The organism is Rhodococcus sp. 14-2496-1d, assembly GCF_002259365.1.
In the GTDB taxonomy this organism is placed as follows: Bacteria; Actinomycetota; Actinomycetes; order Mycobacteriales; family Mycobacteriaceae; genus Rhodococcoides.
Map to the genome: position 1 here is coordinate 505,618 of NZ_NPFV01000029.1, position 11,780 is coordinate 517,397.

At 65.0% G+C, this 11,780-nt stretch carries 12 protein-coding genes; 3 read left to right on the forward strand and 9 right to left on the reverse strand.

The window, feature by feature from the left end; genetic code table 11:
• Positions 1 to 3 precede the first annotated feature (3 nt).
• The 3 genes from CH296_RS23710 to thyX form a co-directional block, all read right to left on the reverse strand.
• Complete coding sequence (locus CH296_RS23710; RefSeq protein WP_032397879.1) at positions 4 to 1,758, reverse strand: ribonuclease J; 1,755 nt, start codon at positions 1,756 to 1,758, stop codon at positions 4 to 6.
• Between the two features lie 107 nt (positions 1,759 to 1,865).
• Positions 1,866 to 2,774, reverse strand: coding sequence for a 4-hydroxy-tetrahydrodipicolinate synthase (gene dapA / locus CH296_RS23715; RefSeq protein ID WP_027496818.1), 909 nt, complete (start codon positions 2,772 to 2,774; stop codon positions 1,866 to 1,868).
• A 100-nt stretch (positions 2,775 to 2,874) separates the two neighbouring features.
• Positions 2,875 to 3,627: an FAD-dependent thymidylate synthase gene (thyX, locus tag CH296_RS23720; protein ID WP_094685832.1), complete on the reverse strand. Its 753-nt coding sequence runs from the start codon at positions 3,625 to 3,627 to the stop codon at positions 2,875 to 2,877.
• A 140-nt stretch (positions 3,628 to 3,767) separates the two neighbouring features.
• Here thyX and CH296_RS23725 point away from each other — a divergent pair, with 140 nt between their 5' ends.
• Positions 3,768 to 4,247, forward strand: coding sequence for a hypothetical protein (locus CH296_RS23725; protein ID WP_094631734.1), 480 nt, complete (start codon positions 3,768 to 3,770; stop codon positions 4,245 to 4,247).
• 27 nt (positions 4,248 to 4,274) lie between these two features.
• Here the strand turns inward: CH296_RS23725 and zwf are convergent, their stop codons facing one another.
• The 3 genes from zwf to CH296_RS23740 form a co-directional block, all read right to left on the reverse strand.
• The gene (zwf, locus tag CH296_RS23730) at positions 4,275 to 5,729 is read right to left on the reverse strand and encodes a glucose-6-phosphate dehydrogenase (RefSeq protein ID WP_094685833.1); all 1,455 of its coding nucleotides are present in this window, start codon (positions 5,727 to 5,729) and stop codon (positions 4,275 to 4,277) included.
• Between the two features lie 66 nt (positions 5,730 to 5,795).
• Complete coding sequence (locus tag CH296_RS23735; RefSeq protein ID WP_094685834.1) at positions 5,796 to 7,004, reverse strand: winged helix-turn-helix domain-containing protein; 1,209 nt, start codon at positions 7,002 to 7,004, stop codon at positions 5,796 to 5,798.
• A 148-nt stretch (positions 7,005 to 7,152) separates the two neighbouring features.
• Entirely contained in the window at positions 7,153 to 8,514 is a 1,362-nt protein-coding gene (locus CH296_RS23740) for an OFA family MFS transporter (RefSeq protein WP_032397875.1), read from the reverse strand.
• Positions 8,515 to 8,611: 97 nt separating this feature from the next.
• Here CH296_RS23740 and CH296_RS23745 point away from each other — a divergent pair, with 97 nt between their 5' ends.
• Positions 8,612 to 9,094 carry a hypothetical protein gene (locus CH296_RS23745; protein WP_256980555.1) on the forward strand — a complete coding sequence of 161 codons (483 nt, stop codon included), beginning with the start codon at positions 8,612 to 8,614 and terminating at the stop codon, positions 9,092 to 9,094.
• A 117-nt stretch (positions 9,095 to 9,211) separates the two neighbouring features.
• On the opposite strand, the gene CH296_RS23750 is transcribed toward CH296_RS23745, so the two are convergent.
• The 3 genes from CH296_RS23750 to dapB are packed head-to-tail and all read right to left on the reverse strand — an operon-like array spanning position 9,212 to position 10,899.
• On the reverse strand, positions 9,212 to 9,664 hold the full coding sequence (locus CH296_RS23750; protein ID WP_032397874.1) for a flavodoxin family protein: 453 nt from the start codon (positions 9,662 to 9,664) through the stop codon (positions 9,212 to 9,214).
• Between the two features lie 6 nt (positions 9,665 to 9,670).
• Entirely contained in the window at positions 9,671 to 10,090 is a 420-nt protein-coding gene (locus tag CH296_RS23755) for a hypothetical protein (protein WP_052050479.1), read from the reverse strand.
• Positions 10,091 to 10,140: 50 nt separating this feature from the next.
• Entirely contained in the window at positions 10,141 to 10,899 is a 759-nt protein-coding gene (gene dapB / locus CH296_RS23760) for a 4-hydroxy-tetrahydrodipicolinate reductase (protein WP_094648061.1), read from the reverse strand.
• Positions 10,900 to 10,990: 91 nt separating this feature from the next.
• Here dapB and CH296_RS23765 point away from each other — a divergent pair, with 91 nt between their 5' ends.
• Positions 10,991 to 11,779 carry an ABC transporter ATP-binding protein gene (locus CH296_RS23765; protein WP_094685835.1) on the forward strand — a complete coding sequence of 263 codons (789 nt, stop codon included), beginning with the start codon at positions 10,991 to 10,993 and terminating at the stop codon, positions 11,777 to 11,779.
• Position 11,780: the final 1 nt, after the last annotated feature.

Here is an 11,780-nt window from a genome sequence, read left to right on the forward strand (position 1 = left end):
TGCCTAGTTCGACTGCGGCTGCGGCTTGACCGCGATGATCGTCGGAACGATCATCGGCTTGCGGCGATACTTGTCCGCCACCCACCGACCGACCACGCGGCGCACGGCCTGCGCGATGCGATGCGTATCGGACACGTTGTCGGAGGCCAACCGCTGCAACTCCGACTCGACGAGTTGACCGGCCTCCTTGAGTGCGGCCGGATCGTCGGAGAATCCGCGACCGGACACCTCGGGTGCGGTCACCGCACGTCCGGTGGCCGAGTCGACGGCAACGCTGATCGCGATGAATCCGCCCTCGCCCAGTACCAATCGATCGGAGAGCGTCGAATCGCCGACGTCACCGACCGAGAGGCCGTCGACGTACACATGCCCCACGGGCACCTGTCCGACGATCTCGGCGAGACCGTCGACCATGTCGACCACCACGCCGTCCTCGGCCAGCACCACGCGGTCCTCGGGAACACCCGTCGCCTTGGCCAGCGCCGCGTTGGCGCGCAGGTGACGCCACTCGCCGTGTACCGGCATGGCATTGGTGGGCCGCACCGCGTTGTAGAGGTACAGCAGCTCGCCCGCCGAGGCATGGCCCGAGACGTGAACCTTCGCATTCTGCTGCGTCACGACGGTCGCACCTCGCTTGGCGAGGCCGTTGACCACTGCGAACACCGAGTTCTCGTTACCCGGAATCAGCGAGGACGCCAGCACCACGAGGTCGTTCGCCTTGACGTTGATCTGGCGGTGCTCGCCGCGAGCCATCCGGGACAGCGCCGACAACGGCTCGCCCTGCGAGCCGGTGGAGATGAGCACCAACCGGTCGTCGGGAAGTGTTGCGGCCGTGTCGACATTGACCTCGAGGCCGTCGGGCACACGCAGGTAACCGAGGTCCTGAGCGATCTGCATGTTGCGGACCATCGACCGCCCGACGAATGCCACTCGGCGGTTGTACCGCTCGGCGACGTCGATGACCTGCTGGATGCGGTGCACGTGACTGGCGAACGACGCGACGATGACGCGCTGCTTCGCCTTGCCGATGACGGTGTCGAGCACTCCGCCGATCTCACGTTCCGGCGTGACGAATCCGGGCACCTCGGCATTGGTGGAGTCGACCAGAAACAGGTCGACGCCCTCGTCGCCGAGCCGTGAGAAGCCGGCCAGGTCGGTCAGGCGACCGTCGAGCGGCAGCTGATCGAGTTTGATGTCACCGGTGTGCAGCACCAGACCGGCGTCGGTCCTGATGGCGATGGCAAGCGCATCGGGAATCGAGTGGTTCACTGCGAAGTACTCGCAGTCGAACGGACCGTGCTGGGTGTGCTGGCCCTCGATGACCTCGACGAGGTTGGGACGCAAGCGATGCTCACGGCACTTGGCCGCGACGAGTGCGAGGGTGAACTTGGATCCGACGACGGGCAGGTCGGGACGCAGACGCAGCAGGAACGGCACTGCTCCGATGTGGTCCTCGTGACCGTGCGTCAGGACCACTGCCTCGACGTCGGCCATGCGATTCTCGATGTGGCGGAAGTCGGGCAGGATCAGGTCGACGCCGGGCTGCTGGTCCTCGGGAAAGAGCACGCCGCAGTCGATGATCAGCATCTTTCCCTGATGCTCGAACACCGTCATGTTGCGACCGATTTCTCCGATGCCGCCGAGTGCCACCACCCGAAGGCCCTTGAACGGGGCCTTCGGCGGTGTGCCGAGGCGCTCCGTCGGATCGAATTCACGACGCTTGTCGGGACGCTGAGTGCGCGCAGAGTTCTGCACCATCGGCTTGCCCTGGCGGGATCCTGCCGGTTGGCCCTGCTTCGGGGCCGGACGCTCGGAGGGAGGTCCGGCGTTTCGGGTTGCGCGTCCGCGCGATCGGTTCGGTCGTGTCATACAAGAACTCCTGCCGCCCGCAGCTCTGCTGCGAGCAATTCGATGTGGTCGATGCTCGGTGGCACCTGGGGAAGTCGTGGTTCGCCGACATCGAGTCCGATGAGGCGAAGTCCGGCCTTCGATGCGCTGACGCCGCCGAGGCGCGCGACCGAACGGATGACCGGGATGAGGCTGACGTTGATCGCCTGTGCACGTGCGATGTCGCCCATCATGAAAGCGGTGTGCAGCTCACGCAGACGCGCCGGAACGAGGTGGCCGATGACGCTGACGAAGCCGGTGGCACCCACCGAGAGCCAGGGCAGGTTGAGCGGGTCGTCGCCGGAGTAGAACTGCAATCCGGTCGACGCGATCAGTTCGGCACCGGCGTTCAGATCGCCCTTGGCGTCCTTGACCGCGAGGATCCGGGGATGTTCGGCCAGCCGACGCAGCGTCTCGGTCTCGATGGGAACGACCGATCGCGGCGGAATGTCGTAGAGCATGACGGGCAGGTCGGTGGCATTCGCGACCGCGGTGAAGTGCGCGTACAGACCGGCCTGCGGTGGCCGCGAGTAGTACGGGGTGACGACCAGGAGACCGTGCGCGCCTGCGCGAGCGGCATCACGAGCGAGTTCGACGCTGTGCGCGGTGTCGTTGCTGCCTGCCCCGGCGATGATGCGAGCCCGATGGCCGACCGCGGCGATCACCGCACGGAGCAGTTCGAGCTTCTCGTTCTCGGTGGTGGTGGGCGACTCGCCCGTCGTGCCGGCCAGAACCAATCCGTCGTTGCCCTGCTCGACGAGGTGGTGTGCCAGCCGAACGCCTGCATCGATGTCCAACTTACCGTCCGCTGTGAACGGGGTCACCATGGCGGTGAGCACCGTACCGAACACAGGCGCAACGGAAGGAGCGGCGTCACCGTAGGTCATGGCAGCAGATTACCCGGTGCTTTACCCACTCTCGCGCAGCGGGACTCCCCGCCGACACCGCCGGTGCATACCCGGTCTTCGCGGCAACCGAACCTCGTCGTCAGACCTCGGTCACGAACGGGCTGCGGGCGATTTCCGTGCCGTCCGGCAGCGTCGAGATCTCGAAGTCACCGAACACGTCCGGAGCCACGTCCACGAGCTTACGCAGACATTCCACGGCAACACGTCGAATTTCCACGTCCGCATGCTCGGAGGCTCGCATCGACACGAAATGTCGCCATGCGCGGTAGTTTCCGCTCACCACGACCCTCGTCTCGGTCGCATTCGGCAACACCGACCGGGCCGCCTGACGCGCCTGCTTACCTCGCAGCGCGGCGTTGGTGACCGATTCCAGCTTTCCTTCGAGCGCACCGAGCAGTTCGGTGTAGGCCGCCCGGCTGGCCTCGGTAGCCGAGGCGAACAGCGCCTCGAGTTCGGGATCGCCTTCGACTGCGGGCGGAAGAACCACGTTGGCGTCGTGCTCGGGAACGAATCGCTGCGAGAGCTGCGAGTAGGAGAAGTGCCGGTGCCGAATCAGCTCGTGTGTGCACGATCGTGAGATTCCGGTGATGTAGAAGCTCACGCTCGCGTGTTCGAGAACCGAGAGGTGTCCGACGTCGAGCAGATGCCGCAGGTACGACGCGTTGGTTGCGGTCCGGGGATTGGGCTTGGACCAGCTCTGATAGCAGGCCCGGCCGGCGAACTCGACCAACGCCTGTCCCCCGTCCGCGTCGGTTTCCCAGGGGATGTCGACGGGCGGAACGAACTCGGTTCGGGCGACCAGTTGCACTCTCAACGCAACCGTACGCGGCACAGCTCTACCTTCGTTTTCTGCTGACACCGCACAACCCTAAACGCGGCACCGATGCCCGGCGAGCGATGGCGTCACTGCACGGAGACGTGACGCCACCAGCACTCCTTGACCGACGTCATTCATGGCGTCACACTGGCGTCATGGAACTGGACAAGTACACCGCGTCACTGCGCACGGATCTACTCGCGGCGGCCGCCCTGGGAGACGAGCACACCCGACAGACAGCGGAGGCTCTCGGAAAGACGGCCGAAGCGTCGGCCAGATTGATGCTGCTCACCGCACTGTCCGACTTCGCGGCCGAGGTCTCGAACGATCTGGACGGACATACGGTCACCGTTCGTCTCGACGGCACGCAGGCGCACGCCGATGTTCGACGCGACAGCCCGGTGCCCGGTCTGCACGAGGGCGATCCGGCGGAGCCCGTCACCGAGGACTACCCCACCATGGACGATGTGTCCGGTGAGGTGCGACGGGTGACGCTGCGACTGGTCGAGCAGATCAAGGAACGTGCCGAGGACGCCGCGAACAACAGCGGAGTGTCGCTCAATTCGTGGTTGTCGCAGGCAGTTCAGGGCGCACTGCGCGATCAGATGCGCAAGGAACGCGGCTGGAACAACTGAGGCCAGGAGTTCGAGCGAGCGCCGGCCCTACTTCTTCTCGCGCCACTCCCGCTCGAACGGCAACCGCCACGCGTGTGGGGCGATGAGTTGATGGATTGCGTTGGGACCCCACGACCCCGGTGCGTACAGACGAACCGGGGGCGGATCGGCCAGGAGCGGCTCGGACACCTGCCACAGCCGCTCGATGCCCTCTGCCGTGGTGAACAGCGTGTGGTCGCCGTACATGGCGTCGAGAATGAGCCGTTCGTACGCCTCGAGGACGTCGCCGACCCGCTCGGTTTCCTGGATGGCGAACTGCATGCTGAGTTTGTCCAGACGCATACCGGGTCCTGGACGCTTGCCGTAGAACGACAGTGACACCTTCGAGGCGTCCGCGAGGTCGAAGGTCAGGTGGTCGGGACCTTGCGCACCCACGCCCGAGCCGGCCGGGAACATGCTCTTCGGTGGTTCCCTGAACGCGATCGAGATGATGCGCTGCCCCTCGGCGAGGCGTTTGCCGCTGCGCAGGTAGAAGGGAACTCCGGCCCAGCGCCAATTGTCGATCTCGCACTTGAGAGCCACGAAGGTGTCGGTGTCGGAGTCGGCGGCCACCCCCTCCTCCGAGCGATAGCCCGTGTACTGGCCCCGGACAACGTTTTTCGGGTCGAGCGGCATCATGGACCGGAAGACCTTGTTCTTCTCCTCGCTGATGGCGCGGGGTTCGAGCGCCGTCGGCGGTTCCATCGCCATGAATGCCAGCACCTGGAACAGGTGGGTGACCACCATGTCCTTGTACGCGCCGGTGGATTCGTAGAACCCGGCTCGTCCGTCGAGGGCGAGCTTCTCCGGGATGTCGATCTGGACGTGATCGATGAAGTTGCGATTCCAGATCGGCTCGAACAACCCGTTGGCGAAGCGGAAGGCCAGGATGTTCTGCGCGGGTTCCTTGCCGAGAAAGTGATCGATCCGGAAGATCTGATCCTCGTCGAACGTCTCGTGAACCCGAGCGTTCAGGGCGATCGCGCTCTCGAGGTCTGTGCCGAACGGCTTCTCCATGATGATTCGGGAGCGCTTGACCAGATCTGCCGACGCGAGCGTATCCACCACTGCCAGAGCAGCTCTCGGTGGAACGGACAGGTAGTGGAGCCGTTTGGCGCTTCCTCCGAGTTCGATCTCGGCCTCGGCCACGACCTCCCCCAGCGCCGCCGGTCCTGCCTTCTGCGACACGTAGGTCAGTCGCGAGGCGAAACGACTCCACTGCTCGTCGCCGACTTTGCGGCTCGAGTAGGTGTTGATCGATTCGCGAGCGAGAGCGCGGAATTCGTCGGTCGACATCTCTTCGAGCGAGGTTCCGACGACCCGGATGTTCGGCGCGAGATCGGACAGCGCCAGATGCATCATCCCGGACAGCAGTTTTCGCTTGGCCAGGTCTCCTGTCGCCCCGAACAGGACGACGACCTGGGGTGGGAGTTCCGTGGCGGTGTCCGACCGGCGTGAAGTCACGGTTCGAATAGTGGCACCGATTCTGCCCGAGTGCACTTCGGCGGGACCCGACCCGGCCGACGAAGATCAACGCAATGCGGCGACGAGGTCTCCCCGGTCACCCACCACCACGCGTTCGAGTTCGAGCCAATCCGCCATCTCCCGCAGCACCTCTCGCAGTCGAGGCGCGATGTCGCCCGCGTTGCGGTCGCCTTCGACGAAGGCCGCGACCACGTGCAGCTCGGACCGCGCTCGCACTGCCTTGAGATCGAGTCGGGCCACCAGATGCCCGTCCAGCAGAAAGGGAAACACGTAGTAGCCGTGAACTCGCTTGTGCTGTGGGGTGTATATCTCGATTCGATAGTGGAAGTCGAAGATTCGCTGGACCCGCGGCCGGTAGAAGATCATCGGATCGAACGGGCACAGCAGAGCGGCAGCGGTGGCCGTTCGCGGTGTCCTGGCCTCGCGGTGCAGGAATGCCGGTGCGTTCCAGCCTCGAACGGTCACCTGTTCGAGCACACCGTCCTCGACGAGTTCGGCGATCGCCGCCTTGGCCTGCTTCTGCGAGAGTCGGTAGTAATCCCTCAGATCCGGCTCGGTGGCGACTCCCAGTGCCCGCGAGGACTTCTCGATCAGTGCACGTACCGCGACCGGTTCGTCGACGCGCCTGCGCAGAACGTCGTCCGGGATCACCCGTTCGCTGAGCTCGTACCGGCGCACGAAACCCGTCCGTGCCGGCACGGTCACCACGCCCGCCGCGAACAGCTGTTCGCAGACGACCTTGACGTCACTGCGATCCCACCACGGCCCCTTGCGACCGGGTGTGTCCACCTCGAGGTGCTTCTCGATCTCACCTGCGCTGGCCGCACCGTTGTCGCCGATCACCGCGAGGACGTCCTCGACGAGAGTCGGTTCACGGTCGAGAATGTGGGCAGCTCCGCCCCACCGCCCGTGTCGATACAGCTCCATTCGCCACCGCATCAGCGCCCAGTCCTCGACGGGTAGCAGCGCGGCCTCGTGTGCCCAGTACTCCACCAATCGACGGGGCCGACGAGCGGTGTCGGTCCATGCGGCGTCGTCGACGATCGAGCGGTCGTACACGCCGACGCGGCTGAACACCGGTGCATAGTGCGCACGAACCACCACCGACACCGAGTCGATCTGCAGCAACCCGGTGGTGTCGATCGCCGCGTGCACCGCGGCCCTGCTCGCCGGCCGAGTACGCGACCGCCTCGACGCCAGCCCCTGGGCGGCCAGGGCCGTGCGACGGGCGGCGGCGGCACTCATCTCCTGCATCGGGCCAGCCTGTCACGGCCCACCGACACGTCGAATCAGGTACTGAACAGATTCGCCGCCTTGAGGATCAATTCGTACAGTCCGTAGGCGAACGGCACGCCGACCCACGCCCATGCGACCGCCATCGTGACCTGCCTCTGTACGCCGCTCATGCCTTCACTCCCGTAGTGGCTGCAGAACCCGCGTGATCGGATTCGTGGTACTTGGAGGCGACCGGTTTGATTGCCTCGTTGGCCAGGAAGCCGACCACCAGCAGGCCGATCATCACGTAGAACGCCGGCAGGTATCGGCCGGTGGTCCCCGGCTCACCCGCGTCGGCGATGGCATTGACGATCAGTGGCCCCAACACACCGGCCACCGACCATGCGGTGAGCAGTCGTCCGTGGATCGCGCCGACCTGGTACGTACCGAACAGGTCCTTGAGATAGGCGGGAACCGTCGCGAAACCCGCACCGTAGAACGAGAGAATCAACAGAGCCGAGACCATGAACAGGATCTTGTTGGTGTTGGTGAACAGTGCGATGTACAGGTACAGCAACGCTCCGACACCGAGATACATCCGGTAGATGTTCTTGCGACCGACCACATCGGAGACCGAGGACCAGACGAACCGCCCGATCATGTTGGTCAGGGAAAGGAACGCGACGAAACCGGCTGCTGCGGCAGCAAGGGATTCGGGCGAGGTCGCGTCGGGAAAGAAGTCCTGATAGATGCCCGATCCGCGTTCGAGAATGCCGATTCCGGCAGTGACGTTGAAGCACAACACGACCCACAGCAGCCAGAACTGCGGGGTCTTCACTGCGTTCGCGGCCGAGACGTTGTGCGTCGAGATCATCGACGACGACGCGGGCGGGGTCCACCCGGCCGGCTTCCATCCCTCGGCCGGCACTCTGATGAGCACGACACCGAGGGCCATGAACACCGCGTATCCGACGCCCAGCGTGAGGAACGTCTTGGCGATGGAACCGTCGGTGAAGCCGCCGAAGTTGACCATCAGCTGACTGGTGAGCGGAGACGCGATGAGTGCGCCGCCGCCGAAGCCCATGATCGCGATTCCCGTGGCCATACCCGGCCGGTCGGGGAACCATTTCATCAGCGTCGAGACAGGTGAGATGTAGCCGATTCCGAGGCCGATGCCGCCGACGAATCCGTAGCCGAAGATCACCAGCCAGAACTGTCCGAGGGCCATGCCGAGCGCGGACAGCAACAGTCCGGAGACGAAGAAGACCAGGGAGACGGCCATGGCCCACCGTGGACCGTTCTTCTCGACGCGGGTTCCGAAGATCGCCGCGGACAGGCCGAGCATGACGATGGCGAGCTGGAACGGAATGGCGGTGACGGTTCCGCTGAGTCCGAGCGCGTCGGGCTGCGAGATGGCGTTCTTGAACACGCTCCAGGCGTAGGCGGACCCGATCGCGAGGTGAATCGACAGGGCCGCCGGGGGTATCAACCAGCGACTCCACTCGGGTGTGGCGACGATTCTGGACCGGTCGAGAATGGGGAGGGTCATCGAAATCCCTTGGAATAGAAAGTGGTACAAACTTGTACGAGCCCTAGCAGTCAAACACGGGCACCACCCCGGCTGCTCACAATCAGGAATAGTTTCTGTGCCGAAGTCACTATCTGCTCCGGGTATCTTCGAGAAAGTGGATATCGAACGGTGGCTCAGTCGCCTGCCCGTCAAACGGGCCTCCGACGGCGAAGTGATCGGATGGACCGTCGCGCACGAATCGAATACGCGGGACGAGTACGACGAGGGCTATCTCGTCGATGCCGTCAATCCTGTCGGGGTCACCGTGGCTCGGGGCGTTCCGATCGAGCGCGCAATCGAGCACCTGGAGGATCGGGGTCTGGCATCGCTGTCGGCGCCGCACTGGACGAAGGCCCCGCTACCACTCGAGCCGGAGACGGACCTGTCCGCACCGCATGACGATTGGCCCTGGCGGCGAGTGCTGATGACACAACTCGACGACAACCGGGTGTGGATCAGGCCCGCGTATCCGAGCTGGCCGGAGCGGCTGCTCGAGATTCCGCTGCAGATTCCCGCCGACGAGATTCTGCGTGCCGACTCCCCCGACAATTCCGACTGAATTCGGTGGCGACCCGGGACGGACCTGATGGCGTCGGCCGTCGCAGGTGTCGGACGGACCGTCGTAGTTCTCGGGGCGCGCGAGTCAACGTGGAAGCCCGTCGGGAAACCGTCACCGTCAGTCGGACAGCCCCGCCGCGACGGTTCCGCCCAATTCGTAGCAGCGTTCACGTGCGGGCTTGCCGCTCTCGGCAATGTGTACGGTCCCGAAGACCTTCTCGAGGCCCCAACCCGACGCGATCTTCTCGATGGCCCGTCCGGCACCCACGGTGTCGTCGTTGCCGTGAACCCAAGCGGCGTAGGGCTTTCCGGCAACGGCACCGAGGCACGGGTAGTACACGGTGTCGAAGAAGTGTTTCAGCGCCCCACTCATGTACCCGAAGTTCGCCGGCGTTCCGAAGAGAAATCCGTCGGCACCGAGGACATCCGGAACGGTCGCACCGAGAGCAGGCACACTGCGTACGTCGACGCCGGTGATCTCGGGGTCGTGTGTGCCGTCGAGCACTGCCTCGAGCAGCTCACGTGTGAGCGGGCTCGGGGTGTGATGAACGACCAGAAGGGTGCGCGGCATCGACGGTCAGTTCTCGTTCCGTTCGAGTGCCACGGCGCGCTTCATCGTCTCGCGGGCCCGCCCGCGGTCACCGGCGTAATCGTAGGCACGAGCCAACCGGTACGAGTTGCGCCAGTTGTCCGGATCCTTCTCCCACTCGGTCTTGATCCGTTGGAACAACTCGTCTGCGGCATCACGTTCGATGCGTCCCGACGGTCTGCGCGGAAGGTCCGAGACGTCGAGTTCGAGGCCTTCCTCGTGAATGCGCGATGCCAGCCTCTGATGGTCGAAACCGGCTTTCAACGTGGCCCACACGATCCACAACCCGAGTATCGGCAGCAGCAGGACCCCGATCCCCAGGGAGATGCTCGCCACACCACCGTTCTGGATCAGCGTCACACCGCGCTGACCGAGCAGGAAGAAGTAGAAGCCGAGGATCAGCACCATCACCGTGATGATGGCGAGCACCTTCGTCGTCTTGTTCACCGTCGATCAGCTCACAGTTCCAGCAGCGGATCGAGCCCGACGGTCAACCCCGGTCGTCCGGCGATCTCGCGGACTCCCAGAAGGACTCCGGGCGCGAAGGACGTTCGGTCGAGCGAATCGTGCCTGATGCTCAGCGTCTCACCCTGCGTGCCGAGCAGAACCTCTTGGTGCGCAACGAGTCCCGCGAGCCGGATCGAGTGCACCCGCACGCCGTCCACGTCGGCACCACGTGCGCCGTCGAGTTCGGTGGTCGTCGCATCGGGGCTCGTCGGAGTTCCTGCGGCGGCGCGTGCCTCGGCGATCAGCGCGGCAGTGCGATACGCCGTGCCCGACGGCGCATCGGCCTTGTTGGGGTGGTGCAGTTCGATCACCTCGACGGAGTCGAAGAACCGCGCTGCCTGCTGCGCGAATCGCATCGACAGCACCGCACCGATGGCGAAGTTGGGCGCGATCAGCACACCCGTCTGCGGCGATCCCGCCAGCCATTCGCGAACCTGCTCGAGCCGCCGGTCGTCGAAACCGGTGGTACCGACCACAGCATGGATGCCCTGCTCGATCAGGAACTGCAGGTTGTCCATCACCACGTCGGGATGGGTGAAATCGACGACCACCTGGGCGTTCGCGTCGACGAAATTCGCCAGCGGATCACCCTGGTCGACGGTCGCCACGAGCTCGAGATCGTCGGCCGCCTCGACGGCGGCACAGATTGCCTGACCGACCTTGCCGCGTGACCCCAGTACCCCTACTCGAACAGGTGCCGTTGCACTCACGTCGTACCCACACTCGTTTCGTCGTCTTGTCGGTTGTACCGACCTCAGAGCCTACTTCTCCGCGATCCGCACCGGCAGCTACGGTCGTCCGGTGCCATCCAGCGTCCTGTTCGCCGACCGAGTCGATGTCGTGCGCGGCGGCCGATACCTGCTCAGCGACGCCACGATACGGGTCGAGGAGGGCGAGCACTGGGTGTTGCTCGGTGCGAACGGCGCAGGTAAGAGCACTCTGCTCAGCTTGCTCGGTGCCGTGGTGCATCCCACGCACGGTTCCGTGCACGTTCTCGGTCATCGCCTCGGCCGGGTGGACATGAGCGAATTGCGGACGCGCATCGGCCACGTCGATCCCCGTCTGACGGTCGAGGCTCCGCTGACTCTGTTCCAGGTGGTGCTGACCGGCCTGACCAACACTCCCGACCTGATCCCGAGATGGTCGGCCACCGAGGACCAGATCGCCCGTGCCCATCGGTTGATCGGTTCCCTCGGCGTCGCCCATCGCACCGAGGCATCGTGGCACACGCTCTCCCAGGGAGAACGTGGCCGAGCGCTCATCGCGCGCGCCCTGCTCCCCGACCCCGCAGTGCTGTTGCTCGACGAGCCCGCCACCGGACTCGATCTCGCTGCCCGCGAACAACTCCTCGGTGCGCTCGACTCGTTGCGGGCCGAGCACCCGAGCCTGGCGAGCATTCTGGTGACGCACCACCTCGAAGAGATCCCCGTCTCGACCACCCACGCCCTGCTCATCCGCAACGGAAAGGTGTTGGCGCAGGGAGCCGTCGACGCGGTGCTGACCACCGCAAACATCAGTGAGTGTTTCGACCATCCCATCGAGATCTCGACGCAGCGCGGCCGGTGGGTCGCGACCGCCGCCAACAGCTGAT